This is a genomic window from Halococcus salifodinae DSM 8989, from assembly GCF_000336935.1.
Lineage (GTDB): Archaea > Halobacteriota > Halobacteria > Halobacteriales > Halococcaceae > Halococcus > Halococcus salifodinae.
The window spans coordinates 21,089-47,601 of record NZ_AOME01000015.1; the positions used below are offsets into that span (position 1 = coordinate 21,089).

Sequence of the window (26,513 nt, forward strand, 5' to 3'; positions counted from 1 at the left end):
GACAGACATGGACGACATCAGATTCGCGGTACTCGGAACAGGTGGTATCGGCCGACGAGCGCTCGAAGTATCCCAGGCCAAGCAGGGGCTGAAGCCCGTGGCGGCGTGTGACCGCCACGGCATCGCGGTCGATCACGATGGCCTCGACGTCGACGAACTCCTCGCTGCGACGGAAGGGAACGTTGCGAGCGCGGCCGACCGGCGGGAGGCCGCGGACGGGCGAGCGGCGACCGACGGGAGCCGCGAGCCGCAGACGGATGGCGGCGCGGCGGCGGTCAAGCAACACGGCGACCAGGCGGGCGTGGTCGCGTCGGCACAGGCCCGCCCCACCGAGACGCCGATCGCGGACACCATCGCGGAGAGCGACGCGATCGACGCGGTGTTGATCGCGCTCCCGAACCTCGAACACGACTTCATCCCAGAAGTTGCCTCGGAGTTCGCCGCGGCGGGCTACGAGGGCGTACTCGTAGACGTACTGAAGCGCTCGCGCGTGATCGGACTGCTCGACGAGCGCGCCGAGACCTTCGAGGAGTCGGGGATCACGTTCGTCTGCGGCGCGGGCGCGACACCTGGCTTTCTCACTGGTGCGGCGGCGCTCGCCGCCCAGTCGTTCGTCGAGGTCGAGTCGGTCGACATTCACTGGGGCGTCGGACTGAAATCGGGCTACGAAGACAATCGTGGCACAGTCCGCGAGGACATCGCCCACCTGCCTGGCTACGACATCGAGAGCGCGCGTGACCTCTCGGACGGCGAGATCGAGGCGATCGTCGACGAGCACGACGGCGTGATCGAGTTCGAGGACATGGAACACGCCGACGACGTCCTTCTGGAGCGCGCGGGAATCTGTGACGCCGAGAACGTGACTGTCGGCGGGGTGCTCGACGTGCGAAACGACGAGAAACCCACGACGACGACCGTCTCCGTGACTGGCAAAACGTTCGACGGCGAGCGTGCGACCAACACCTTCGAACTCGGCGACGAGACCAGCATGGCGGCGAACGTCAACGGCCCTGCGCTCGGCTACCTGAAGGCGGGCGTGCGGCGCAACCGGGCGGGCGAGTACGGCGTGTTCGGTCCCGCCGACCTGATGCCAGGGTTCTGATGGCCGAGCAGGACGCGAGCGCCGCGAGCCGGACGGAGACCGTCGAGGACCACCACCAGGATTCGGGACACGGTTTCGCCCTCCGAGAGCGCCTCGACGCGCGCGAGCAGCGTGGCTTGCGGCGAGAGCTCACGCCGACCGAGCGGGTCGCGGCGCGGAGTCGCGTGGCCGCCGATCCGAGCGGCGATCCACCGGAGTTCGAGGGCGACGAACAGGTGATCCTCGCGTCGAACAACTACCTCGGGCTGGCCGACGACGAGCGTGTGCAGCGCGCTGCTGCCAACGCGGCCAGAAAAGTGGGAACTGGCGCTGGCGCGAGCCGACTCGTCACCGGCGATACACCGATCCATCGCGCGCTCGAACGCGACATCGCCGCCACCAAAGAGACCGAGCGCGCGCTGGTCTTCTCGTCGGGCTACGCCGCCAACGTGGGGACGATCGCCGCGCTCGCGCCCGACGTGATCTTCTCCGACGAGCTGAACCACGCGAGCATCGTGGACGGCTGTCGGCTCGCGCGTGCGGAGACGGTGATCTACGATCACGCCGACGCCAACGCGCTCGCCGCGGCGATGGCCGAGCGAGACGAGCAGGCAGAGGAAGACGAGTCGTGGCTGGTGGTGACCGATTCGGTGTTCAGCATGGACGGTGACGTCGCCCCGCTCGCGGCGGTCTGTGACGCCGCCGAGCGCCACGGCGCGTGGGTGATGGTCGACGAGGCCCACGCCACTGGGCTCTACGCCGACGGTGCGGGGATCGTCGGGCGCGAGGGGCTCGGCGACCGAGTGCAGGTTCAGATGGGGACGCTCTCGAAGGCGCTCGCGAGCCAGGGCGGGTACGTCGCCGGGAGCGAGGCGCTGATCGAACACCTCGCGAACGCCGCGCGCTCGTTCGTGTTCTCGACCGGCCTCGCACCACCGGCGGCGGGCGCGGCGCGCGAGGCGCTCGCGATCGCCCGCGAGGATGAGCGTCGCGAACGGCTCTGGACGGTCGTCGAACGACTCCGCGACGGACTCGACGGGATGGGGTATCGCGTGCTCGGCGAGACCCAGATCCTGCCGGTGGTCGTCGGTGACCGGGGCGAAGCGGTGGCACTCGGGGAGGAACTCGCCGAGCGCGGGATCGTCGCGCCCGCGATCCGCCCGCCGACGGTGCCCGAGGGAACCAGTCGAATCCGCGTCGCGCCGATGGCAACCCACACCGATGCCGAGATCGAGCGCTGCCTGACGGCGTTCCGCGCGGCGGGGCACGCCGCTGGAGTCCTGGATGAGTGAGACGTCCACGAGGGAGACATTCGCGGTCGTCGGGACCGATACGGGCGTGGGGAAGACGATCGTGACCAGCGGGCTCGTCGGCTGGCTCCGTGAAGAAGGTGTAGCTGCGCGCGCGGTCAAGCCGGTCCAGACCGGCTATCCGCCGGACGACGATACGGAGTTCGTCGCCGAAGCGTGCGGGACCGACGACGCCGCGATCTGCATCGAACGACTCGAACCGCCACTCGCGCCGCGCGTTGCCGCCGAGCAAGTGGGGGCGGAGCTTTCGTACGCTGCGATCCGCGAGGGCTGCGAGCGAGCGCTCGCCGCGAGCGAGGTCGGGGTTCTCGAAGGCGTCGGGGGCGTACGAGTGCCNGATCGATCACCTCCCGACCGTCGGCGAGCGGCACTCGTACGCCCCCGACGCCTTCGAGAACCCCGACCTCGCTCGCGGCGCGCGGCGTCGAGACCCACGCCGTCGTCCTGAACGAGTACGCCGGCGAGACGATCGCCGAGCGAACGAACCAGGCCGAACTCGAATGCATGACTGGCGTGCCGGTTCACACACTGCCGTCGTTCGATCTCGCCACCCCTAAAGACGCCGTCAGCGGGGTTCGCGAGGGACTCCCCGCGGACGTGTTTCCCGTGACTCGGTGAGTGGCCGGGTCAGAACCCGTCGAGACGCGACTGGCCGCTGCCGTCGTTCTCGGTCACGCCGGCGATCTCGGCGGCCGTCGCGATCGTCGACTCGAACGTTTCCTGCTGGCTCGCATCGTACAGCGTCGCCGCGGGGTGGACACAGATCAGGACGCGATGGGGTGTCCCGTCGAGGCGCGCGTCCTCGATGGTGCCCGCCTCCTTCGTGACCGCGGCGTCGCGTTCGAGAAGGTGTTCGGTGGGGACTTTCCCGAGCGTGACCACGAGTTCGGGATTCACACGACTGATCTCGCGTTCGAGATACCCCCGACAGTTCGCGAGCTCCCCTTTGTGGGGGTCGCGGTTCTCCGGCGGTCGACACCGGACACAGTTGGTGATCCGGACGGCCTCGCGTTCGAGGGCGTGTTCGCGGAGCGCGTCGTCGAGGACGGTTCCGCTCCGGCCGACGAACGGCTCGCCGCCGTCGTCCTCGTGTTCGCCCGGTGCCTCGCCCACGAACAGCAGGTCCGCGTCGTCGGGGCCCGTTCCGTTGACGATCCGGCTGCGCGACTCGCAGAGTTCGGGGCAGCGCTCGCACTCGACCACTGCCAGCCCGTCCATCTGGCCCGTATCGTCGCTCACACGCCGGGTTCGCCGGCGGTCGTCTTAACCGTCCGGCTTCCGGGCGATCGTCACGATAGAGGCCCACGATGAATGCGGTTGGCGCGTGGGAGCAGTGCGGGACCTTCGGTCCCGCAGGCCGTGCGAGCGGGCGCGAATCGCCCGCGAGCAGACGCCGAAGGCGCGACTCGCGTGCGAGGTCTGCACGAGCGAAGCGAGTGCAGGCTCGTCAGAGCTTTGCTCTGACGGTGGGTGACTGAACGAGCAGAGCGAACGGAGTGAGCGAAGCGAGTGAGGGAGTCGGCTGGGGAGGGTGTGGCCTGCGGTTCTCACTTGTATCGGGTTCGGTTCTGGTAGCGCTCTCCCAGAGAACGGTACCCACATCAGTTTGCCGTGTCGAAATCGCTCCCATCCATTGCCCGCCACGCGTCGGCAGCGCGGGCGGCCAGCCGGGCGACCCGCAGCGGCTCGGGCCGGCCGCCTTCCGGTGTGAACGCGCGGACGACATCGCCGGCCTCCTCGTCTGCCAGACCGACACTCCGGACGAACACCGTCTCGTCGTTCACCGACAGTCGACGACGCGGCGGCTGGGCGCGGTAGGTGTCGAGGCGTGATTCGAGCGCCTCCCCCGAAAACGCCTCGTGGAGCGCGGATTCGAGGCCGGAGCTCGTCTCGAACGAGATCGAGAGCACGGGACGGTCGACGGCAGCGTGGAGAGGTTGGAGAGCGAGGAGATTGTACCACGCGGGCGCGATGCCGGCGAAAAACAGGTAGGCGACGTCTGCGCGGTCGAGGCGATCGGCGAGAGCGACGACGGTCTCGGTGGCGTCGGTGCCGCCCACGGTACACGAGCCGAAGACGAACCCGTCAGCGACGCGGTCGGCTCGGACCACCGCGCCAGCGAGGGTGCTCCGTGCGGCGTCGGGGCGGAACGATTCGGCGACGCCGAGGGCGCGAACCCCGGTCTTCATCTACTCCTCTTTGATGTCCTGGAGTCGGTCGAGGAGTTTGTCGTTCGACTCGCCGAACTCGAAGCTCACCTCGCCGGTGTGGTCGTTCTCTTCGGTTTTGAGGTCGCCGTCCCCGTCCTCGTAGTCGGTGTCGTACTCCTGGTTCCCCTGCTCGGATTCATCGTAGCTCCCAAAGCCCATACACACCACTAAGGGAATCCCCACGGAAAAAACATTTGTAAGTGTATGAGAGCGTTGCCAGCACACTCAAGCCGCCGGCAGCCAAGGACGAATCATGGACGCGATCACCGTCACCGAGGGTGCCGAGACGTTCACCTGCAACGCATATCTCGTCGACGGCGAGCGGACTGTGCTGATCGACGCCGGGACGATGGACGGCGTCGTGGACGTGATCGCCGAGCACGTCGACGACCTCGACGCCGTGTACCTGACCCACCAGCACGGCGATCACGTCGGCGCGCTCGATGCCGTGCTCGATGAATTCGATCCCGAACTCCTGGCCTACGCCGACCACCCGCGGCGCACGGGCGCGCTCGACGACGGCGACGTGGTCGGGATCGGCGACGAGGAGTTCGCGGTGATCCATACACCCGGCCACGCCGACGACCACGTCGCGTTCGTCTCGGAATCGACGATCCTCTCGGGCGACGTCGTGGTCCACGACGACGGCGCGTTCGAGGGCGGGAGCTTCGGACGCACGGACATGGCGGGCCAGTCCCGCGAGGAGCTCATCGAGAGTATCGAGCGGATCCTGGATCGGCTCCCCGAGAGCGTCGAGCACATGTACGCCGGCCACGGCGGCGAGTTCCACGGCGACGTGCGCGACGTGATCGAGACCGCACTCTCTCGGGCGGAACGGCGCGAGCCGAAGTATCCGGAGTGATCGCACCGCGGACGAGATCCCGCAACCGCAGTCGCACCGTGAGGCGCGTCACGATGGCCGTGTCCTGGCTGGGCGGGACGGGCAATTGAAGCACTTAACACACCGCCCTGAGAAGAGGTGGCCATGAGTCAGGCAACGAAGGTCGTGGTGGGAACGGTCGGGGTCTCGGCACTGCTCGCGGTGGGCGTCATCCTCGCGCTCGCGCTCACGTAGCCGCCATGTTCGAGCAGCGGGCCCTCACGGACGAGCTCGCCTCCGTTCGGGACGAACACACGCCCGATGCGCTCGTCCTCGACTGTGAGCGCGATTTCGAGACGCTCGATCCCGCGGTCGCGGAGTCCCTCGGACCGCTCGTCGACGGACTCGATCCGCACAGCTACCCGGACGAGTGGCTCCCGCCGGACGCTCCCGACGCACTCGAACGCTACGCCGGCGACGCGTTCACGATCGGGATGCCCGGCGACGGCGGGATCGCGTGGACCACCCAGACGAGGCCGCCGACGATCCTCGTCAAACCCCGTCTCCGTGGCTCGCCCGACGCGTTCGTCGACTTCCTGCTCGCCGACGCGCTCGTCGAGGCGGGTCTCGGCCTCCCGGAGCACTTCCTCGGCTTTTTCGAGGCCTCGTATTCCGACCTCGCTGCCGCGACGCCGCTCGGCCCCGCAGACACCTACCAGCTCGCTGCCGCGCTCTACGACGCCTATTGCGGCCTCCACACCCGCGAGACCTTCACGGCGTGGCGCGACGATCACCCCTCGCTCCACGACGCGTGGGCCGACGCTGGCGAACGCCTCGAACCACGGCTTGCCGACCTCTCGAACGAGATCGCCACCGGTGACACGTCATTCGCGGCGGCCGCGGAACTCGCCTGCAGCGGGATCAAACACGACCTCGACCTCCCGACGCCGTTCGGCGCGCTCGACACCAAGGCCTATCGTGAGTACGGCTCGGAGTACGCGGTCGAGTGGACCACGAAGACCTTCGAGAAGCTCGACGAGTGACACGCCGCAGCGACCAGGCGCTCATATCGCGATGACCGGAATGGCTCACGCCGTGGTGATCGGGAGGTCGTGTTCGTCCATGAGCACCGCTTTCGCCGTCTCGAACTCCTCCTCGGCGAGCGGTGTCTGAGCACAGACGTTAACGTAGCGTTTCGCTTCCGTGCCGTACTCGTTGTAGTGAATGACGACGTGTGGCGCTCGGAACGGGCGTTTCGGCCGCGGGTCGATCGATTCGATGGCACGAACCGGGATCGTTCGCTCGTCCGTATAGCCACGAAACCACCGTCTGAAGAGTTTGCGGACCAGAAAGTAGCCATACACGACCACGAGGAATCCAGCCGCACCGGCGATTCCCAGCACTGCGAACCACTCGTTACCGAACATCACTGCATACAGAAACTGTCCGACGCTGCAGACACCCATCAATAGAACGAACCCGAAACGGAGCACTCCTCGGTCGTACCGCTGTCGGTGGGCGAGTTTGAGGTTCTCGTAGCGCCGCCCGAGCCGACCACCGAGGCCGAGAGATTCGAGGCGTACTTCACCGTGTTCCACCACACAGCGGCCGCCTTTCGTCCGAAACTCCCCCATCAATTCCAGCCACACGATCCGGGAACAAATGCCTTGAGGTGAGAGTCGTCCCCGCGCTGATCCGAGCGGTCGTCAGAACTCGCCTGCAACGGTGTAAAACACGCTCTCGCTACCAAGGCCTATCGCGAGTACGGCCCGGAGTACGCGATCGAGAGTCGAGCGGAACTGTAGCCGTTACTCTGCGCGCTTGACGAGCCGTTTCAGATCGAGGTGACCGGCTCCGTGGTAGGTTTCGCCGCCGGGCGCGCTGCCCGCGGTGTCCTGGATGAGCGATTCGACCTCTTCGACGCTGGCGTCGGGTCGCAGCGAGCGCACGAGCGCGGCCGCACCCGCGACCTGCGGAGCGGCCATCGAGGTGCCCGCTTTCCAGCCGTACCCCGGCTCCGTGTCGATGATTTCACTCGGCCTGTTAACAGGATCGTCCTCGTCGTCGTCCGGTCCGTCCTCGTAGGTCGTCTTCACGATGGTCGAGTAGACGAGGTCACGTTCCGCTTCGGGAATCCTGTCGAGTGCGTCGCGGTCGGCGTCGCCACCCGCGGCACTCACGTCGACGGCGTTCCCGTAGTTGGTGTAGAACGCCGGGGAATCCGTCGGATCCTCCAGTCGGTTGCCCGTGAGCCACTTCGCCTCGTTGTCGCTGTGTTTGCCGCCCCAGCCCATGCCGATGGGACCGGTCGCGGCGACGCCGAAGACGCCCTCGGCCTCCGTGGGGATGCTGAGGGTGTTCTCCGGAGACATGTTGAGTGAGTCGTTGCCCGCGGAGTTGACGATGACCGTTCCCTGTGAGCGGACGTACGCCGCGATCTGTTCGGCGATGCGCAACTCCTCCGTCAGGTATGGGTACTCGTCGACGTAGACGTACGGTGCGGGGATGCCGACACTGTAGTTGATGACGTCACAGTCCGCTTCGGCGGCTTTCATCCACGCGGCGTAGCCGTCGCCCTGTTTCCCTTCCTCGCCCGAGAACATCCGGTAGGAGACGATTTCAGTGTCCGGAGCCGTCCCGAGAACGCCGCCGTCGGGACCGTCGTTGCTGTTGGTTGCCGCGATGGTGCCGGCGACGTGCGTTCCGTGACTGCCCGCACCGTTGGGCCGCCAGTCGTACTCGTCCTGGGTGACGTTCTCGGAGAGTTCGTCGTTGACGACGTCCGCGAGATCGGGGTGGGCGTCGTAGACGCCGGAGTCGACGACAGCGACACGGGTGCCCGCACCGGTCGTCGTGTCGTGGATGGACTTGCCGCCACCCGGTTTGTCGGTCAGTTCGTTGCTGACGCCCTGTTCGCGCTTGTCCCACTGAAGCTCGCTGTTTTTCGGTGGGCCGTCGTGGTTGTGGCTCGATCCCTTGCCGTCAGTCGTCGGTCCGTCCCGGGATTTGACGGCACCTGTGCGGTCGTCTCCTCGATCGATAACGCGGTCGGCGACCGTCGTGCCGTTCACACGGTCTTGGTCGCCACGAGCAACGAGAACGTCGGCCTGCGAGAGATCGTGGATGATCTCGACATCATCAGGGATCGCCGAGCGATCGACGTCGCGGAGGTTGATGAAAAAGCGCGAATCCGAGGTGGTCGCCGTCGCGGTGCCTGCACCGAGCGTTGCAGCGCCGATCGCCGTGCCGGTCAGTCGGAGGAACGTTCGCCTGTTGTGCTGTGACATGGCAATATTCGGTTTATCCCCGAAATTGATAAGGATTGTTTTACACAATGTTATCCTTTGTCATGGCATGTCGGAATTTACTCACAGATCCAGTTCTCCGTCGGTCAGCAACAGTCCGTCCAGAGCGACGTGAATACCGCCGGGGCCGTCAGAACTCGCCGGTTACGTTGTCGTCCGGGTCGAGCGAGATCACGCCGTCGAACAGGTCGCGGTAGCCGTCGACGATACTCTCGTCGTGGACCTCCTCCGCGAGGTGGAAGAGTCCGACCGCGTCGTGTTCGTCGAGCAGATCGAGCAGGGCTTCGACCGCCTCGCGAGCACGATCTTCGTCGGCGTAGTACGCCATCTCGGTGATCGAGTCGACGCTGACCCGGCGCTTGCCGTCGGTCGTCGCGAGGAACTCGCGAGTGCTCTCGACGATCGCGTCGAGGTCGTCCGGCGAGGCGACGTAGTGGACGTCGTCGCCCGAGCGCCGCGAGTAGCCCCGTTCGACGCTGAGCGCGTCGAGGATGGTCGCCTTCGATCGATCGACCGCGTAGTGTTCGAGCTTCTGCTCGACCTCGCGCGCGGTGGTTCGGGTCGAGATCACGAGAAAGCGGTCGGTGTCGGTGCTCAGGAAGTCGGTATCGATCCGGTCGGTTTCGCCGGTGCTCGGATGACAGAGAAGGATTCCGGTTCCGGATGGAATGGTGTCCGGCGTGTCTTCGACGGTGAGCGCGTAATCCATGCGCCGAACCGGGACGGGAGTCGTCTTAATCCCTGCGACCCCGCGGCCCGCTCGGCCACTTCGAATGGGTGTCCGGGATCCGGTTCCCGCAAAACACGCCGGTTCAGTACACGCTGTCCGCGGTGGCCGCACCCACGACGCTGAAGATCGCTCCAACGGTGATCGCCCGGATCGTCACGCCGAAGCGCTCCATCGCCGGCAGGTCCGCGAGAAACGTCGCCGGCGCGCCGAACACGAGCGCGAGTATCGTGACCGATCCGAAGGCGACGCCCATCAACGAGACGAATCGGACCGGGATCCCCACCACATCGCGCTCACGCTCGGGGTCACGGTCGGCGTCGGCTCCGTAGAGCGCGCCGTAACCGATGGCGAACACGAGCGCGGCGGTGGCGAGTCCGTGGAGCCAGCCCATCTCGGTCGCGAGCGTCCAGACCTCCTCGGTGACCACGAACGGCCCGGCGAGCAGGAAGCCGCCGACGACCTGCTGGGCGATGTCCGCCACCTGGAACTGGGGTCGCCATCTCGGCATACCGATCGCTCGCAGCGGGGAAACAAGACGCCTGCGCTATCTCGCGGGCGAGGCGGACCTCGGACCCAGTTTCGACGATTGCGAGCGTCCTCCCGTTCCGGTCCATGAACGACCGCCGAACGATCGGCCCGTCGAACCGGTTTTCACGGTCGCCTCCCTCGTCCCGGTATGAGCGTCAGAGAAGAGTTCGACGCGTGGGCCGCCGAGGGCCGTGACCGCGGGATGGAGGAACGCCACTGGCACACCGCAAAGCACGTCCTCGCCCGCATCCCCGTCGAGGCCGGCGACCGAGTGCTCGATCTGGGCTGTGGCAGCGGCTACGCCGGGCGCGCACTCCGCGAGACCGCCGACGTGCGGAGCTACGGTCTCGACGGCGCACCCGAGATGGTCACAAACGCCGCCTCGTACACCGACGATCCCGTGGTCGGCTTCCTTGTCGGTGACTTCGAACACCTCCCCTTTGCCGACGACAGCCTCGATCACGCCGTCACGATGGAGGCGTTCTACTACGCGAACGATCCCCGCGCCGCACTCCGCGAACTCCGGCGCGTGCTCCGGCCGGGCGGCACCTTCTACTGTGCGGTGAACTACTTCGAAGAGAGCGTCCACACCGTCGGCTGGGAGGAGAACGTCGGCGTGGCGATGACTCGGTGGGAGATGGCCGAGTACCGCGACGCGTTCCGCGAGGCGGGCTTTCACGTCGCCAGCCAGGACACGATCCCCGACCGCGAGATCGAGATCCCGCCGGACGAGGAGTTCCCGACCGACGAGTTCGACACCCGCACGGCGATGGTCGAACGCTACCGGACCCACGGAACGCTGCTGACCGTCGGCGTCGTGCCCTGACATCTCGACGGGGACGGCCGCGATCGCGGCCCACGCGACGAGACGACTGTCTGCGATTTACGCGTACTGTTCGGGATCGTCCTCGAACGCTTCTTTGCACTCCGTGGCGTCGAAGTAGTACGTCTCGCCGTCGTGGTTCGTTCGCTCCGGTGCGTCGTCTCGATGCACGTCCGTTCCGCAGACCACGCATCGTGTCATCGTCGCACCTTCGGCCCGAACACGCCTAAATCCCAGTCCAGCAGTTGCAAGCGACGGGAGAACCACCCCTGTCTGCTGCCGACTCCGTCACTCCTCGTCGCCGACACCGACGATGAGGGTGTTCTCGACCAGCGTGCTGTACGCCCGCCGGAACCGCTCGGAGAGCGCCTGGTGAGAGATATCGAGTTCGGTGGCGAGATCGTCGAGGGTGATGTCCCGAGGCACTTCGTAGTGGCCATGCTCGAACGCCGCGACGAGGGTCTCGTGTTGGGGCTCGCTGAGCCCGAACCGACCGTGGCGATCCGCGTCCATCTCGTAGATGTTCCGGATGTCCATCGTGAGCCCCTCCGCCTCGCAGAACTCGTGGGTCGCCGACAGCGCCTCGCGCTCGGGGAACAGGATCCGGAACTCCCACCGGCCATCCGTCCCGAAGGCGTCGAGCACCGTCGCGTCCGACTCGACGAGGATCTGGACCACCACCTCGATCTGTGTGGTCCAGTCCATCCGGTAGAGCCGTTCCTCACCGAGATCGGAGAGGAGTTCGAGGTTCTCGATGCTCGAATCGTTCTCGAACGCCCGTTCCACGTCGTCCATGTGGTCGCTCGATACCCAGATGAACGGCATGACGCGTTCGTCGTCGTGGGCCACGACGCGTTCGACGTCGAGTTCCAGATCGGGCACCGCGACGAGTGTGTCGTAGAGAGCGAACTCGTCGGCCGGAATCTCGATGTTCGCGATAGTGCTCATTGGGAACCCATTCACCGCGTGTTTGCATATGCGTGTTGATCCGGCGGATCGCAAACCATTCTCGGTACCACCAGTATCGATCGGTCGACTACGCTGTCTCCGCGGCTCACATTCGTTCGCCGCTCCGATTCGAGGGCTTCCTCGCTGCGCTCAGTCGTCCTCGCTCGTCTCGACCGTCCCACCCGCTTGCTCCCACTCGGTCAGACTCCCCTCGTAGAATCCGAGATCCTCGAAGCCGAGATGCCGCAGGACGAGGTAGGTGTGACTGATCCGACGGGCGGTGTTGCAGTAGAGGATCACTCGGCGGTCGCGGGCGATACCGTGATCGTCGAGAATCTCCTCGATCGCCGCTCGCTCCTTGAGACCTCGCGTCTCGTCGTCGACGAACTCGCGCCAGTCGAGCTGGATCGCGCCGGGAATGTGACCTTCGTCGTACTCCCACGCCTCACGAGTGTCGACCAGCAGTCCATCGCCGTCGTCGACCGCTGCGGTGATCGCTTCACGATCGATCAGTACGGTGTCATCGGGTCGTTCGAGGGCGTACTCGACGGGCTCGGTCGTGGTCGGTTCGGTGATCGTCTCGTGGCCACGACCCCACGCACTGTAGTCCCCATCGAGGAGGTGGAGCTTGTCGCGGTCGTGGCCATAGCACTCGGCCGTGACGAGAAATCGGGCGGCGAACACGCCGTGGGTGTCGTCGTACGCCACGATCTCGTCGTCGCGCTCGATCCCCGCCTCGCCGAGGAGGTCGGCGAAGACCTCTTCGCCGGGCAGCATTCCCTCGTCGCCGTCGGGAGCCCGGAACGAATCGAAGGGGATGTTGACCGCACCGGGCACGTGGCCGATCCCCTCGAACTCCCACTCGTCGCGCACGTCGACGATCCGCACGTCCTCGCACTCGTCGAGCCACTCGGCGGATACCACGACATCGGACATGGCTTTGCTACTCGATGCGGTGGCTTGAACCCAACCATCCCACGTGACCACGGTTCGACACCGCTGCTGACGGCGGAGTACAACGAAGGAACTAGTTGGAGGGTGCGAGCGGACCGTTCCACGAGCGATACTACCTATTCAAGCAGGAACGCTTTGTGCTCGGTCGACGAAGCGCGGACGGATCATGAGTGAGTATGCAAACGATGTCCTGGTTTCGGCCGACTGGGTGGAAGACCACCTCGACGACATTCAGAACGACGATCCGGAGTACCGACTCGTCGAAGTCAACAGCCCCGAGTCGCCCGAGGACGACGATTTCCCGTCGCGGTACGACGAGGGCCACATCGCCGGCGCGATCGGACTCCAGTGGGACGAGGATCTCTCGGACGAAACCGAGCGCGACATCCTCGATCAGGAGGGGTTCGAGGCGCTCTGCGGAAGCCACGGCATCGCGGACGGTTCCACAGTAGTGTTCTACGGCGACGGCCACATCGCCAACTGGTTCGCCCTCTTCGCCTACTGGGAGTTCAAATACTTCGGCCACGATGACGCGCGCGTGCTCGACGGTGGGAAGGACTACTGGGTACACAACGACTACCCGTTGACCGACGAGGTGCCCGAGTTCTCGCCCACCGAGTACGCCGCCGGCGGCCCCTACGACAACATCCGGGCATACAAGCGCGAGGTCGACGAGGCGCTCGAAACCGGCATCCCGATGGTCGACGTGCGCTCACCCGCGGAGTTCACCGGCGAGAAGATCGCGCCCGAGGGGCTCCAGGAGACCGCCCAGCGCGGTGGCCACATCCCCGGCGCGTCGAACGTCCCGGTCGCCGAAGTCCTGAACGACGACGGGACGTTCAGGTCCGCCGACGAACTCCGCGAGCTCTACGCCGATCACGGCGTCGAAGGCGACGAGTCGATCATCACCTACTGCCGGGTCGGCGAGCGCTCCTCGATCGAGTGGTTCGCGCTCCATGACCTGCTGGGCTACGACGACGTCCGGAACTACGACGGCTCGTGGACCGAGTGGGGGAATCTGGTTCGTGCGCCGATAGAGACAGACGAGGGCGACTGAGCGTAGCGAAGGAACCCTCGAATCGAAGCGGCGAACGAACGTGAGCCGCGGAGCAGGGCGAGGGCGAACCGCGGAGATCGATACGAAGTAGCTCATCCGCTGATCGACACTCGGAGATACCAGCAAAAAATTCTTGTTCGTGGCACGTCACTCGGCAACTCGCATCTATCGGTCGTCATCGGAGCTCGATCGACCTGGCTTACCGCGCTCGTCCCCAGTCTGAACCAGCAAAATTTTCTGGTACATGGGTGATGGTGACGTGATCTGCCGAGAGTATCGGTAATATATGCCCCCGGATCGAAACGACGAGTGGTCATGAGTGACTACGCAAATGACGTGCTCGTTTCGGCCGACTGGGTCGAGGAGCACTTGGACGAGTTTCAGGACGACGACCCCGCATACCGGCTGATCGAGGTCGACGTCGACACGGAGGCGTACGACGAGGCCCACGCACCGGGTGCGATCGGGCTGAACTGGGAGACCCAACTTCAGGACCAGACCCGACGCGACGTCCTCTCGAAGGAGGCCTTCGCGGACGTGATGGGCGAGCACGGACTCACGGAGGATAGTACAGTAGTTCTCTACGGCGACAACTCGAACTGGTTCGCGGCGTACACCTACTGGCAGTTCAAGTACTACGGCCACGACGACGTGAAGCTGATGAACGGTGGCCGGGACTACTGGCTGGCGAACGACTACCCGACCACGACCGAGACCCCCGACTTTTCGAGCCAGGACTACGCCGCGAGCGGTCCCTACGAGGGGATTCGGGCCTACCGCACCGACGTCGAGAACGCGATGGAGCGGGGCGTTCCGCTCGTCGACGTTCGCTCGCCCGAGGAGTTCAAGGGCGAGATCCTCGCGCCGCCCGGACTCCAGGAGACCGCCCAGCGCGGCGGCCACATCCCCGGCGCGTCGAACATCTCGTGGGCCGCGACGGTCAACGACGACGGGACGTTCAAGACCGCCGACGATCTGCGTGAGCTCTACGAGTCCGACGGCGTGACCGACGACCAGGAAGTCGTCGCGTACTGCCGGATCGGCGAGCGCTCCTCGATCGCGTGGTTCGCGCTGCACGAACTGCTCGGCTACGACAACGTCGTGAACTACGACGGCTCGTGGACCGAGTGGGGGAATCTGGTGAACGCCCCGATCGAGACTGGCGAGGCGGAGTGAGCGCAGCGAACTCCGCCTCGTAGCGGAGCGGGGAGCCGTCGGGCAACCCACGCCACAGCAACCATCCACCGTTTTTCAGTAACCGATAGCAGCCGCTTCGAACGATCGATGTCGTTCGTGCTCGGGAGAGGGCGATGGGTACAAACCGCCTGCGCGTCTGTGAGCGCATATGGATCCGAGCCAGTTCGTCGATAGCGTTCGCGAGGACAACCGAACCGCGCTCTCGCGGCTCGGCTCCTCGAAGTCGCTGTACGCCGACACCGAGGGCGCAATGGAGTCCGCGCCGGTGCTCCGCGCGGCCGCCGACAGCGAGTTCCACGCCCATGAGACGTTCGAGGAGTGGGCCGACAGCGAGGGCAGCGATGCCGCCCAGGAAGCATTCGCCACCACCGCCAGCGAGGAGGACGACCATTACGGCCAGGTCACACAGCGCCTCGACGGCGACCACGAGCCGGACGAGACGCCGGCCATCCACGAGTACCTTCGCGGCCTCAACGACACCGCCGGTCGTGCGGGCGCGTTCGTCGGCCGCACCATCGCAGCCGAGAAGTCGAAAGAACAGCTCGTCGGCTTCTTCGTCGGCCAGGCCGACACGAGCGGCGCACAGCTCTTCCGCGACCTCGGCGACGACGTCGACGCCCAGCTCGAACGCGGCAAAGACCTCCTCGGCGACGTCTGTGAGACCGACGACGAGTGGGCGCGTGCCGAGGAGGCCGCCGGCGACGCGATCCAGACCGCCTACGACGAGTACACCGAACGGCTCGAATCGATGGGCGTGAACCCGAAGCCCGTCTGTTAAATCACCGTTTACTACGGTCGCGCGCTCGGGGGCTTACCCGCTCGGACGGTCCGCGACCGCACCGCTACCGCACTGTTATCACTACTACCGCCGGTCAGTCCACACGGGATTGACCCACAGTCCTTTTTGAATCTCGGTGCCTTTCAGTGGGTATGAGCGACTTCGACAAGGAAGCCGAGCGCGAGAAACTCCGCGAGCGGTTCGCCGAGGACGAGGAGAAACGCGAGACGACCGAGCAGATGAGCGAACTCCTCCTCCAGGGCGCGACGATGACCAACAGCCACTGCGACACCTGCGGAAACCCGCTCTTTCGCTACGAGGGACAGACGTTCTGCTCGACGTGCCAGCGCGCCGAAAACGGCGAGACCGCTACCGACGCGACGGCCGCCGCGGACGACGCGCCGGCCGCCGGCGGAGCGACGGGAGCCGAAAACGAACCGGCGGACGAGAGCCGACAGATCCCCGTCGACGATCCTCGCGACGAGAGGGCTGTCGAATCCGATCGCGCCGTGGAGTCGCAACCCCGAGAGACGACTGCGGCGGCGGGACAGCCGGCGGCGACGCCGACCGATGGCCGACGTGCGCCATCGCCACAGTCACACGGCGACGCGGCGAACGCGGGGACCGATCGGCGCGACACCGAGAGCGCGGGCGACCTCGCGGCGACCGAGGCGTCGCTCTCGGGCACGCTCCATCGGCTCGCGAGCGCCGCCGAGAACATCGACGATCTCGGACGAGCACGCGAACATCTCGCCGCCACACACGAGGCCGCCGAGGCGCTCGAAGCCGTGCGGAACGCACGACGGTAACGGAAACCGGATTCGAGTGGTAGCGAGTCCGCCGAATTTCTGCCGTGGAGAGCGAGAGAGACGAGTGGATGCCGCCGAAGCGGTAGCGTTCCCGATTGTTTTCAGCGCCTGACCCGCATGTCGCGACGAACCGCTATCGCGACAGAGAGGAGTCCTCCCACGACGAGGGCGATGGTCGCCACTCCTGCACGGGTACCGGCGGCGAAGAACATCCGACGATTGAACAGATACGACTGACCGTCGTATCTGACCGTCAACTGTCCGGTGTACGGTATTGTAGGGGTTTTCGGGAGCTTGGCCTGTCCCTGGAAAACGTACCGGTTGCCGTCGATGGCCCCTTCGATCAGCCGCTGTTCGGCCGGCGGAAAGTCGGCGTAAACGGCGAAATGACCGCTCGGGGGTGGCGACGCCACGACCTCCCGGAGCACGAACTCGTAGCGAAAGGCCGCGAGGCCGACGACCACCGCCGTCGTGAGCGCCACGATGCCGGCGAAAAAGAGGAGATGGCGGCGTCCTCGCGAGTTCATCATCCCCAATTACTTTGGTTAGTGTAATTATTCTTGCGGAGGGAAACTTCGTGGTACGCGCCCGCTCATCACGGCTCGTAGTCGCTGCCGACGACCTCGCGGATCCGCTCGGCGGTGACCTCACCGATCCCGGACACCTCGCGGAGATCGTCCTCGTTCGCGATCATCACGCCCTCGACCGTCCCGAACGCGTCGAGCAGCGCGCGCGCGGTGACCGGCCCGATGTCCGCGATCGCACTCACGACGTACTCCTGCTGTTCGGCCAGCGTCTTCGCACCTTTCTCGCCGTGGACGCTGACCTCGCGGTCGGCCACTTCCTGTTCCCGCCCGGCGATCACGGCGAGGAGGTCGGCGGTGTCGGCCTCGTCGGTCGTTCGGAGCACGCTCGCGCCGAAGTCAACAGCGAGGGAGGCGAGCGCGCCGCGGATCGCGTTCGGATGGACGTTGCGTTCGCCGTAGAGGTCCTCACCCTCGATCACGACCACGGGCCTGGCGTAGTGACGCGACGCGTCGCCGACCTGCTCGAACAGTGACCTGTCCCCACCGGTCAACGTGTCGAGGAAGTCCGCGACCGACTTGCGCTCGACGACCACCCGGTCCGAGAGCACGTAGTCGCCGACCGCGAGCGTCTCCAATCTGGTTTCGGCCCCCTCGCGTGTCGAGAGGTCGCGCGCGATCGACGAGTCGAGTTCGCGCTGGTCGATCACGATCTCCGTGCTCTCCTCGGCGTCAGCGGCAGCTGTCGCCACGACGCCCGCTTCGTCTTCCTCGTCCGCGTCGTCCGGAGTGGCCGACTCGGCAGTCCCGTCCTCGGCGGCGACCTCCTCTGGCGTCGCGAACGACGCAAGGCCCGACTGCCCGCCGTCACCCGCGGCCGCGTTCGCGGCTGCGTCATCGTCCGTCGTGGCGGATTCGCCAGTCACCGTCGCGTCGCTGCTCTCGAACGAACCGAGAGCCGACTGGGCGAGGTCGGACTCGATGGCTCCGGCGGTGCTTTTCAGCGTTTCGAGCTCATCCTCCATTCGAGACTCCTCGTGGCGGGACTTCCAGAAGTACGCCTCGTCGCGGGTGTCCTCGGCGAGCAACACCATCACCCGCCCCTCCGTCTGGCGACCGGTCCGGCCCTTGCGCTGGATCGATCGGATCGCGGTTGGGACTGGCTCGTAGAAGAGCACGAGGTCGACCTCGGGGACGTCGAGGCCCTCCTCGGCCACCGAGGTCGAGACGAGGACTTCGAACTCGCCCGCCCGAAACTCGTCCAGAGTTTCCTGTTGCTCCTTCTGCGTCATCCCGTCGGATCCCTCCTTGTCGCCCTGGCCCACGAACTTCCGGGTGCTGAAGTGCTCGCCGAGGAAGTCGGTCAGGGTCTCGGCGGTGTCGCGGGACTCGGTGAACACGATGACGCGCTCACCGTCCTCGATCCCGAGGGTTTGGGCGAGCAGGATACGTGCCCGGCGGAACTTCGGGTGGAGGTCGTCGAAGCGCTCTGCCTGATCCATCGCGTCCCTCACCTTGGCCTCGGAGGCGAACCGCTGGGCGGCCTTCGACGCCCCCGAGGAGCGGGCGGCGTTGCGCTGGCGCTCGAAATATCGGCGAAGCGACTCCACGCTCTGAGTCTCGGCGAGCGTGACCGCTCGGCGGAGCTTCATCACCTCGGCGTGGATCGACATTCCCTCGTAGCCCTCGGACTGGTCGTTGTCGATCAGCTGCTGGAGCTCGCTCCGAATTCGGTTGAGGTCGCGCTGGGAGATGTCTGCGCTGGTCGAACGCGTCACGCCGAGTTCCTTCAGCCCTTCGAGCCGGTCCTCGATCACCGCCACGAGGGCGTCGCGGATCGCGAGGATCTCGTCGGGCAGAGTCACGCGCTCCCACTCGACGTCGGTGCGGTGGGTGTACTCCGCGACGTCGGCGTCGTCTTCGGTCATCACCGTCACGGTCGCGAGCCCGAGGTTTTCACAGACCGACCGGATCGCCTCCTCGTCGCCGCCCGGCGAGGCACTCATCCCGGTCACCAAGGGAGCCTCGCTGTCGGCGTGATAGCGCTCGGCGATGTAGTTGTAAGCGTACTCGCCCGACGCGCGGTGACACTCGTCGAAGGTGAGATGGGTCGTAGAATCGAGATCGATCCGGCCGCCGATGAGATCGTTCTCGATCACCTGGGGGGTGGCGATCACCACGCGTGCGCGCTCGAAGAGTTCTTCTCGGTCGTCGGGGCGGACCTCGCCGGTGAACACGACGATCTCCTCGTCGGGGATCGTGAGGGCCTCGCGGTAGAACTCGGCGTGCTGGGTCACGAGGGGCTTGGTCGGCGCGAGTAAGAGTGCCGTTCCACCCACCTCGTGGAGTCGATTCGCCGTCACGAGCAGGCTCACGGTGGTCTTCCCGAGTCCAGTGGGAAGACAGACAAGCGTGTGCCCGCGCGCGGCCTCGCGCGCGAGTTCGACCTGATACTGCCGGCGTTCGAGGACATCCGAAGCCACGAGCGGGCGCTCGACGGACTCCTCGCCGGTCGTCGCCATTGGAGCGCGGTTGTGCACCACTGGGGTTAAGCGTTCGCGTACCGGGCTGGAACTGATCGACACACTCCGGCGGTGTCGGCTGCTGGCGATAGTCATAAGACGAACAGAAATACTAAAGTACATTTATTTGAATGTCCAAAAACTATATTGCGAGTGTTAGCTCGTAATATATAATATCGATACTGATATTTACTAGAGCGAATGAAATCTGTGTACGATGGATACCCCCATCAACCGAACCACCGGCAGAAACGCTCTCGTCATCGCCCTCATCGTCGGTCTCGTGATCGGCGGCACGGGCGTCGCCGCAGCACTGACCTTCACCAACCTGAACACGGAGAAGATATCGCTCTTCGGCGCAGACACGGCGTCATCGGATCTCAACATCAAGAGCCAGGATACCTCCGTCTACAGTGAAGACCGGATGGTCGTTCGGCTGACCGCGGAGAACACCGACGCCGACAACCCTCACGAGGCGGATGTCACCGTTCAGATCCTCGACTCGTCCGATAACGTCGTCGCCAAGATGACGAAGCCAGCATCGGTCGCGGCGGGGTCACAACAAGCACTCACCTTCGACTTCAACGAACCCGGCGTCGCTCAGGACTACCAACGCACCTACATCGTCGTCGACCAGACGAGCTAACGACGCGGGCGGATTATCGACCGCCACGATTTTTCGACGCAGCAGAGCCCTTTTAGGAGAGCTATCCAGCGTGAGCAATGGATCGGACGAGAACACTCCCCTAGCGTGGTCCGTGCCTGATACTGAAACATCACTCGTGAGAGGCTGTATCGACGACTTATGAGTAGGGATGGTCGATCAGAGGAACAGCTGTGGCCCTTCGATACCCACGACGAGGCCGGCCTCGATCGCCGCCGCCGCGGCGATCGGGATCGTGAGGTTGTCGTCGATCACGTACCCCCGGACGACGGGCTTCACGCCGTCGGCGATCGTCGCGGCGATCCCCCCCAAAACGGCGGGCACGGCCGGAACGAACGGGATCGCGATGGCGAAACAGATCAGAAAAGTGATCGCGAGCACCGACGCTTCCTTCGCGGTCCGGAGCTCGCCAGATCCGAGCAGGCCGCTGATCGGGTCCGCGATCGTCAGCATCAGGATGGCGGGGAGCGCGACCCGTGGTTCGAACGCGAACGCGACCGCGGTCGCGCCGATCATGTAGAGCGCGTAGCCCGCGATGTTGTCCTGTTCGTACTCACGCGTGAGCGCGTCGTACAGTCGCCAGTCGAGGCCGACGAGTAGTCTTATGGCTTCGAGACAGAGCGCGACGACAGCCCCGGCGAGAATCAGCCACCGGAACTGCCGATACGTCACGAAATCAGCGAGATACGCCACCGGGAGAAGGGTGCCGCTGACGTGGACCGCGCGCCGTCCGACCTCGCTCATCAGCTCTCGAAAGAATCGCCCGCCCGGAGCGCCGCGAGCCGGGACGGCAGCTCCTCGATCGCGACCCGCTGCTGGCCTGTGGAGTCGCGTTCGCGTACCGTCACCGTCTCCTCTTCTAGCGACTCGTAATCGATCGTGACGCAGTAGGGCGTCCCGACCTCGTCCTGACGGCGGTATCGCCGGCCGATGTTGCCCGAGTCGTCGTAGGTCACCGCGAGCCCCGCTTCACGCAGGTCGGCCGCAATCGCCCGCGCGCGCTCGCCCAAACCATCCTTGTCCATCAGTGGGAACACGCCGACGAACGTGGGTGCGAGCTCGTCGGGCAGGGCGAGGTAGCTCCGCGATTCTCCTTCGACCTCGTCCTCGCGGTAGGCGTGATCGAGCACGGTGTAGAGTACGCGCCCGATGCCAAAGGCCGGCTCGATGACGTGGGGAGTGACGTGCTCGCCGGTTTCCGTCTCCTCACGAACTGCAAATCCGGTCGCCTCGGTCGGCACGGAGTGGGTCTCACCGTCGACTTCGACCGTGACCTCGCTCCCCTCGAACGCCGAGGGATCGCGTGCGGCGAGCGACGCGAGTTCGTCGGCGACATCGCCAGCCAATCCCCCGAACTCCGGCCCGAGCACGCTCATGTCGGGGTCGACCGTCGGGCGTTCGGTGGTCCGGGGTTCGTCGTAGGCCTCGAACACCGAGTAGTCCTCGTCGGAGTGGGCGTCGTGTTTCGAGAGGTCGTACGCGCCCCGATCGGCGAACCCGGTGATCTCGATCCAGTTGCCGTCGATCTCCGCCTCGGCGTCCCAGCAGTCCGAAGCGTAGTGGGAGAGTTCGCCAGGCAGGTGCTGGCGGTAGCGGAATCGATCCATGTCGATGCCCATCCGGTCGTACCACTTCCTGGCGATTCCGAGATAGTACGCCACCCACTCGCTCGTGATCGTTCCGTCGGCGAGCGCCTCGCCGATCGTCGTCCACTCGACGCCGCCGTTGCCGTCGTCGGCGTCGCCGTCGTCCTCGCCTTCTTGAGCGGCCGCCGAGTACAGCGGGACCGAGATGTCCTCGACCCGCTCGATCGGGGGGTCGTCGGATTCGGGGTCGACGAAATGTTCGAGCTCGGCCATCGTGAACTCCCGGACCCGGATCAGCGACCGCCGGGGGCTGATCTCGTTGCGGTAGCCCCGACCGATCTGGGCGACGCCGAAGGGGAGCTGGTTGCGGGCGTACTCCGCGAGCCGGGGGAACTCCACGAACATCCCCTGGGCGGTCTCGGGACGGAGGTAGCCACGCGACGACGAGCCGGGACCGATCGAGGTCTCGAACATCAGGTTGAACGGTTCGACCGACTCGCCCGCCAGAACCGTGCCGCACGACGGACACGCGATGTCGTGCTCGGCGATGATTTCGGCGACGCGCTCGGTTCCCAGACTCTCTGCCTCCTCGATGTCAGTGTTGTCCTCGACGAGATGGTCGGCACGGTGAGTCGCCCCGCACTCGGGACATTCCACGATCATGTCGTCGAACGTGTCGAGGTGGCCGGAGGCCTCGAACACCGCTTCGGGCGTCACAGTGGGAGAGTCGATCTCCATGTGGCCCTCACGGGTCACGAACCGATCGCGCCACGCGGCTTCGAGGTTGCGCTTCAGCGCCGCACCCTCGGGACCGTAGGTGTAGAAGCCGCTGGTGCCGCCGTACGCCTCGTTCGCCGGGAAGAAAAACCCGCGACGCTTCGCGAGCTCGACCACCGTCCCGGCGTCGGCGGCCCCGGAGGCCGTCCGCTCGTCCGCTGCCCCGCTGGAATCGCGGGTCGTGTCGGTGGCGTCAGGATCGGTCATACAGGTTCTCCAGCAGGTTCGCGTCCCGGACCACGCCGACGAGTTCGCCGCCGCTCACCAGCGGGATCTGCTCGATGTCGTGGGTGAGCATCGCCTGGGCGACCTCGCGTGCGGGCTGGGTCTTCCCGACGGTGACGACGTCGCCCGTCATGAACTCCCGGACGGGTTCGGCGGGGATCTCGACGTTCCGGGTCGGGAGATAGCGGTTGCCGACCGCCTTGATCCCCTCCCACATCCACTCGTCGTCCTGGTTCGCGATCGATTCGCCGGTTTCGGCCTCGCCCTCGACGATGCGTGCGACGTCGAGGATGTCGACCTCGGTGAGGACGCCACACATCTCGGTGTCGTCGCCGAGCACCACCGCGTAGGGAACGTCGGCGTAGGAGATCTCGCGTTCGGCCACCGTGAGCGGCGTGTCGACGTAGACCGCGTTCACGGTTCGAGAGGCGAGCTCGCCGACCTCGGTGTCGCCCGCGACTTCGTCCTCGGCGATCGCGCGGATCACGTCGGTGATGGTGACGATCCCTTCAAGCCGGCCGTCGACGACGGGCACCCGGCGCGCGCCCTCGGTGACCATGAGGCGAGCGGCGTCCTCGATCGACGTGTCAGCAGTCGTGGTGGGGCCGTTCTCGGCGAGAAGCGCGAGCTGGTCCTCGTCGGGACGTTCGATCAGCGTCTGGCGCGAGACGAGCCCCCGAAACGTCTCCTCACCGTCCTCGTCTTTCACGACGGGGACCGAGGAGAACTCGCGTTCCTGGAGGTATTCGAGCGCGTCGTCGCGCGTGCCCGGCAACGAAACGGTGACGAGTGCGTCGCGGGGCGTCATCACATCGGCGACGTTCATGATGAACCCACTGGGCCGCCCGCCTACTAAGTCGTTACACTTTCGTGTTCAGTCGTCCCGTGGAACGGCGTCGGCTCCCGGGAAGAACTTCTCGGGATCGTCGTGACGGAACGATCCCAACTGCGTGCCGTCGAGCGTCTGGACGTGGGTGTACATCTCGTCGGCCTCGCTCGCCGCTTGTGCGAGCTCCGCCGAGAGGTGGCGCTCGAACGTCCCGGCGAGCAGGATGGCGGTTTCGCTGGCCGGATCGAGGAGGACGGTCACGACGAACACTCGACCGGCAGCCTCGTTCCGGAACACGTCGTATCGCGGGAACTCGCCAGCGGCGTGCGCCTCGGTGAACGCCTCGGCCCGGTTGTCCGGGATCACGTGGGCCAGACCGAACCGGTCCTCGTCACCGGCGTCGGGCGGTTCGGGCGCGGTGTCACCGGCCGAAATCGTGAGCGTGTTCCATCCCTCCTCGTCGTACTCGGCGGCGAGCGCGTCCATGTCCTCGCGCGTCGCCGCCCACGCGTCCTTGAGCGCAGCGGTGTCGGCGTCGAACGCCTCGGTCCGGTCGGTGTCGGGATCGATCTCGGGCATAGTGGTGGCTGAGGCAGCCACGTGGTAAAACCCATTGCTCGGCTGGAACAAGCATACGGTGTCGAGTCACACTCACGGTGAGTGCAGACATTCCTCATGGCGATTCCGGTGTTTGACCCGCGACTGTGGACCGAATTTGCCATATTAATCCATCGGTAACGACAAAGCTTATCACGTCGCACCCGAACCTCACGTTGGACTATGGACGAATCCGATCTGTCACGCCGTCGTTTCCTCCAAGCAACCGGTGGCGCGGCCGCCGCAGCGGCCCTCGCAGGCTGTTCGGGCGGCGGTGGTGGCGACAACGGAAGTGACGGTAACGGCAGTGGTGGCGGTGGCAGCGGAAACGAGAGCACACCCGCTGGGACCGAAGGGGACGCATCGGGCGGCAACGCAAGCGGGGGCAGCGGCAACCAGTCGGGCCAGCAGACCACCGAGGAGGGTCCAGGGAAGACCGACAGAACGTACGAGCTCACCGCTGGGACGATGACCACCTTCGACCCGGTCGCGGCGACCGACACGGAATCCGGGCGGGTAATTCAGAACGTCTTCGACGCGCTGACGAACTACCCGTCGGGGAAGATCAACGTCGAGAACCTCCTCGTGTCGGAGTACGAGACCTCGAACAGCGAGACAACGTACACGTTCACGTTGAAGGAAGGCGCGACGTTCAGCAACGGTGACACGGTGACGGCCTCGGACATCGTCTACTCGTTCGAGCGCCTCGCCGGTTCGGAGCACACCCGACGGTCGGGCTTCATCCTCGGCGATCTCGCGGTGACCCACGAAACCGACGGCGAGGGGAACTACCAGCCAGGGTCGCTCGGCGTGAGCGCCGAGGACGAACGGACGGTCACCATGGAGCTGTCCGAAGCGAACCCCGCGGCGCTGGAGATCATGGCGTACTCCGCCTTCTCGGCGATGCCCGAGAACATCGTGGGCGACGTGCCGGACTACGACGGCACAATGGCTTACCAGGAGTTTTCGTCGTCGAACCCCATCGGTGCAGGGCCGTACACCCTCGAAAGCTACAACAGCGGCACCGAAGCCTCGGTTACCGCCCGTGACGACTACCACGGCGAAGGCCCGATGACCGCGGGTTCGCACTGGCAGATCATCTCCAAGAGCAACGCGCTGTACGCCTACAGCGTCACGAACCGCAACGCGGACCATCCCGTGGTGCCGACCGCGCAGTACAACGCGAGCAACGAAACGAAAGAAGGCGAGAACGAGGCGGGCTACGCCACCGGAACGTACCAGCTCGAAAACGGTCTCTCCGCGGACTTCTACCGGACCGAGGAGCTGGGATGCTTCTACATCGGGTTCAACTGCAGCGCCGTTCCCCAGTACGTCCGCCAGGCGATCGCGTACACGAACAACAATCAGGAGATCGTCGAGAACATCTTCAAGCGGCCCCAGAAAGCGGCGTCCCACTTCGTGCCGCCGAAGATCTACCCCGGCGGTCGGTCGGCGTACGAGCAGCACGCTCAGGACTACCCGTACGCACCTGGAGAGACCGCGATCGACCAGGCTCGTCAGCTCATGGAAGAGAACGGTCACGGGCCGGACAACCCGTACGAGTTCACGATGACGGCCTACGTGTCTTCGACCTGGGCCACCATCCTGAACCTGCTCCGTGACAAGCTCCGGAGCGCGCACATCCGGATGAGCATCAAACAGACCCCGTTCTCGACGCTGGTCGAGCAGTCCCGCTCCGGGAACACCGAGGGATACACCCTCGGCTGGATCGCGGACTGGCCGGCCGCAGGGAACTTCCTGAAGCTCCTCTACCCGCCATCGACCGACACGTCGGCCGACGACAACCTGAGCGGGTTCAACTGGACGGACAGCGATCCCGCCAATCAGGCGGCGAGTGCGTGGGAGAAGATCCAGAACAATCCGGAGCCCGAAGCGGGCCAGCAGGCACGCAACGAGGGTGCCGTCTCGATGCTCGAAGCCACGTGGGAGGGCGTCCCGATGCTGCCGATCTATCACTCGGTTACCCAGCACATGGAGTACCCGTGGGTCTACAAGGATCGCATCGGCGCGATGGGCGGCTCGCGCGCGAAGCACAACACCGTGCAGATCGGCGAGCGTCAGAGCTGAACACGACGGGACGGCCGTCGATATCGGCGTCTCCCGTTGATTCGCCGGTGAACCGACGCTTCGGCCGAGATAGCCGAAACGACCTTACCGAAACAGTCCCAACGAGTGGCAATCAGACACATGATGCGAGCAGGTCACCCCACGACACACG

At 65.7% G+C, this 26,513-nt stretch carries 28 protein-coding genes and 1 pseudogene; 13 read left to right on the forward strand and 16 right to left on the reverse strand.

The annotated features are described in order from the left end of the window. Positions 1-7: 7 nt before the first annotated feature. The 3 genes and pseudogenes from C450_RS03095 to bioD all read left to right on the forward strand — a co-directional run bounded on the left by C450_RS03095 (position 8) and on the right by bioD (position 3,009). The gene (locus C450_RS03095; protein WP_005039892.1) at positions 8-1,102 is read left to right on the forward strand and encodes a hypothetical protein; all 1,095 of its coding nucleotides are present in this window, start codon (positions 8-10) and stop codon (positions 1,100-1,102) included. Beyond that, positions 1,102-2,373, forward strand: coding sequence for an aminotransferase class I/II-fold pyridoxal phosphate-dependent enzyme (locus C450_RS03100; RefSeq protein ID WP_005039896.1), 1,272 nt, complete (start codon positions 1,102-1,104; stop codon positions 2,371-2,373). Before C450_RS03095 ends, C450_RS03100 begins: the two co-directional genes overlap by 1 nt. Next, positions 2,366-3,009: pseudogene (gene bioD / locus C450_RS03105) on the forward strand (ATP-dependent dethiobiotin synthetase BioD). The gene C450_RS03100 and the pseudogene bioD overlap by 8 nt, the downstream one beginning before the upstream one ends. Before the next feature lie 9 nt (positions 3,010-3,018). Here bioD and C450_RS03110 read toward each other — a convergent pair. The 3 genes from C450_RS03110 to C450_RS03120 form a co-directional block, all read right to left on the reverse strand. After that, the gene (locus C450_RS03110) at positions 3,019-3,609 is read right to left on the reverse strand and encodes a uracil-DNA glycosylase (RefSeq protein WP_005039903.1); all 591 of its coding nucleotides are present in this window, start codon (positions 3,607-3,609) and stop codon (positions 3,019-3,021) included. 383 nt (positions 3,610-3,992) lie between these two features. Next, a complete protein-coding gene (locus tag C450_RS03115; RefSeq protein WP_005039905.1) occupies positions 3,993-4,580 on the reverse strand; it encodes an endonuclease dU in 588 nt (195 codons plus the stop codon). Beyond that, positions 4,581-4,760, reverse strand: coding sequence for a DUF5786 family protein (locus C450_RS03120; protein WP_005039907.1), 180 nt, complete (start codon positions 4,758-4,760; stop codon positions 4,581-4,583). A gap of 94 nt (positions 4,761-4,854) precedes the next feature. Here C450_RS03120 and C450_RS03125 point away from each other — a divergent pair, with 94 nt between their 5' ends. From C450_RS03125 to C450_RS03130, 3 genes are all read left to right on the forward strand, one after another. Further along, positions 4,855-5,463 carry an MBL fold metallo-hydrolase gene (locus tag C450_RS03125; RefSeq protein WP_005039910.1) on the forward strand — a complete coding sequence of 203 codons (609 nt, stop codon included), beginning with the start codon at positions 4,855-4,857 and terminating at the stop codon, positions 5,461-5,463. Positions 5,464-5,586: 123 nt separating this feature from the next. Then, positions 5,587-5,676, forward strand: a complete 90-nt coding sequence (locus C450_RS23640) for a hypothetical protein (RefSeq protein WP_440717320.1) — start codon at positions 5,587-5,589, stop codon at positions 5,674-5,676. A 5-nt stretch (positions 5,677-5,681) separates the two neighbouring features. Further along, positions 5,682-6,464 (forward strand): DUF7089 family protein, encoded by a 783-nt coding sequence (locus tag C450_RS03130; protein ID WP_005039913.1) that lies wholly within the window; start codon positions 5,682-5,684, stop codon positions 6,462-6,464. Between the two features lie 45 nt (positions 6,465-6,509). On the opposite strand, the gene C450_RS03135 is transcribed toward C450_RS03130, so the two are convergent. The 4 genes from C450_RS03135 to C450_RS03150 all read right to left on the reverse strand — a co-directional run bounded on the left by C450_RS03135 (position 6,510) and on the right by C450_RS03150 (position 9,964). After that, positions 6,510-7,055: a hypothetical protein gene (locus C450_RS03135; RefSeq protein WP_049909806.1), complete on the reverse strand. Its 546-nt coding sequence runs from the start codon at positions 7,053-7,055 to the stop codon at positions 6,510-6,512. 174 nt (positions 7,056-7,229) lie between these two features. Then, positions 7,230-8,708: a S8 family peptidase gene (locus C450_RS03140; protein ID WP_005039915.1), complete on the reverse strand. Its 1,479-nt coding sequence runs from the start codon at positions 8,706-8,708 to the stop codon at positions 7,230-7,232. A gap of 148 nt (positions 8,709-8,856) precedes the next feature. After that, entirely contained in the window at positions 8,857-9,435 is a 579-nt protein-coding gene (locus C450_RS03145; protein WP_005039917.1) for a DUF7090 family protein, read from the reverse strand. A gap of 103 nt (positions 9,436-9,538) precedes the next feature. Then, a complete protein-coding gene (locus C450_RS03150) occupies positions 9,539-9,964 on the reverse strand; it encodes a DUF2391 family protein (protein WP_005039919.1) in 426 nt (141 codons plus the stop codon). A 168-nt stretch (positions 9,965-10,132) separates the two neighbouring features. Between C450_RS03150 and C450_RS03155 the strand changes: the two genes are divergently transcribed. Next, complete coding sequence (locus tag C450_RS03155; protein WP_005039920.1) at positions 10,133-10,810, forward strand: class I SAM-dependent methyltransferase; 678 nt, start codon at positions 10,133-10,135, stop codon at positions 10,808-10,810. A gap of 57 nt (positions 10,811-10,867) precedes the next feature. Here the strand turns inward: C450_RS03155 and C450_RS03160 are convergent, their stop codons facing one another. The 3 genes from C450_RS03160 to C450_RS03170 form a co-directional block, all read right to left on the reverse strand. Then, a complete protein-coding gene (locus tag C450_RS03160) occupies positions 10,868-11,008 on the reverse strand; it encodes a YHS domain-containing protein (RefSeq protein WP_152424388.1) in 141 nt (46 codons plus the stop codon). Between the two features lie 87 nt (positions 11,009-11,095). Continuing rightward, positions 11,096-11,755: a helix-turn-helix domain-containing protein gene (locus C450_RS03165; protein ID WP_005039926.1), complete on the reverse strand. Its 660-nt coding sequence runs from the start codon at positions 11,753-11,755 to the stop codon at positions 11,096-11,098. Positions 11,756-11,905: 150 nt separating this feature from the next. Further along, positions 11,906-12,691, reverse strand: coding sequence for a sulfurtransferase (locus C450_RS03170; RefSeq protein ID WP_005039928.1), 786 nt, complete (start codon positions 12,689-12,691; stop codon positions 11,906-11,908). Positions 12,692-12,875: 184 nt separating this feature from the next. On the opposite strand from C450_RS03170, the gene C450_RS03175 reads away from it, so the two are divergent. The 4 genes from C450_RS03175 to C450_RS03190 all read left to right on the forward strand — a co-directional run bounded on the left by C450_RS03175 (position 12,876) and on the right by C450_RS03190 (position 16,550). Then, entirely contained in the window at positions 12,876-13,766 is an 891-nt protein-coding gene (locus C450_RS03175) for a sulfurtransferase (protein WP_005039930.1), read from the forward strand. A 309-nt stretch (positions 13,767-14,075) separates the two neighbouring features. Further along, positions 14,076-14,942: a sulfurtransferase gene (locus C450_RS03180; RefSeq protein WP_193790497.1), complete on the forward strand. Its 867-nt coding sequence runs from the start codon at positions 14,076-14,078 to the stop codon at positions 14,940-14,942. A 169-nt stretch (positions 14,943-15,111) separates the two neighbouring features. After that, positions 15,112-15,741, forward strand: a complete 630-nt coding sequence (locus tag C450_RS03185; RefSeq protein WP_005039935.1) for a hypothetical protein — start codon at positions 15,112-15,114, stop codon at positions 15,739-15,741. 152 nt (positions 15,742-15,893) lie between these two features. Beyond that, positions 15,894-16,550 (forward strand): Sjogren's syndrome/scleroderma autoantigen 1 family protein, encoded by a 657-nt coding sequence (locus C450_RS03190; protein WP_005039937.1) that lies wholly within the window; start codon positions 15,894-15,896, stop codon positions 16,548-16,550. Between the two features lie 101 nt (positions 16,551-16,651). Here C450_RS03190 and C450_RS03195 read toward each other — a convergent pair whose 3' ends face one another. Continuing rightward, entirely contained in the window at positions 16,652-17,077 is a 426-nt protein-coding gene (locus C450_RS03195; protein WP_152424389.1) for a hypothetical protein, read from the reverse strand. Between the two features lie 68 nt (positions 17,078-17,145). After that, positions 17,146-19,596 carry a DEAD/DEAH box helicase gene (locus tag C450_RS03200; RefSeq protein ID WP_005039941.1) on the reverse strand — a complete coding sequence of 817 codons (2,451 nt, stop codon included), beginning with the start codon at positions 19,594-19,596 and terminating at the stop codon, positions 17,146-17,148. A gap of 217 nt (positions 19,597-19,813) precedes the next feature. Here C450_RS03200 and C450_RS03205 point away from each other — a divergent pair, with 217 nt between their 5' ends. Next, positions 19,814-20,242, forward strand: coding sequence for a hypothetical protein (locus C450_RS03205; RefSeq protein ID WP_005039943.1), 429 nt, complete (start codon positions 19,814-19,816; stop codon positions 20,240-20,242). Positions 20,243-20,419: 177 nt separating this feature from the next. Here the strand turns inward: C450_RS03205 and C450_RS03210 are convergent, their stop codons facing one another. Genes C450_RS03210 through C450_RS03225 form a run of 4 tightly spaced genes read right to left on the reverse strand, consistent with a single transcriptional unit; the run spans position 20,420 to position 24,256 of the window. Next, positions 20,420-21,004 (reverse strand): hypothetical protein, encoded by a 585-nt coding sequence (locus C450_RS03210; RefSeq protein ID WP_005039945.1) that lies wholly within the window; start codon positions 21,002-21,004, stop codon positions 20,420-20,422. Next, positions 21,004-22,830: a glycine--tRNA ligase gene (gene glyS, locus C450_RS03215; protein ID WP_005039947.1), complete on the reverse strand. Its 1,827-nt coding sequence runs from the start codon at positions 22,828-22,830 to the stop codon at positions 21,004-21,006. Before glyS ends, C450_RS03210 begins: the two co-directional genes overlap by 1 nt. Continuing rightward, positions 22,817-23,674, reverse strand: coding sequence for a CBS domain-containing protein (locus tag C450_RS03220; RefSeq protein WP_005039949.1), 858 nt, complete (start codon positions 23,672-23,674; stop codon positions 22,817-22,819). Before C450_RS03220 ends, glyS begins: the two co-directional genes overlap by 14 nt. 48 nt (positions 23,675-23,722) lie before the next feature. Beyond that, complete coding sequence (locus C450_RS03225) at positions 23,723-24,256, reverse strand: DUF7529 family protein (RefSeq protein ID WP_005039951.1); 534 nt, start codon at positions 24,254-24,256, stop codon at positions 23,723-23,725. 201 nt (positions 24,257-24,457) lie between these two features. Here C450_RS03225 and C450_RS03230 point away from each other — a divergent pair, with 201 nt between their 5' ends. After that, positions 24,458-26,362, forward strand: coding sequence for an ABC transporter substrate-binding protein (locus tag C450_RS03230; protein ID WP_005039953.1), 1,905 nt, complete (start codon positions 24,458-24,460; stop codon positions 26,360-26,362). Positions 26,363-26,513: the final 151 nt, after the last annotated feature.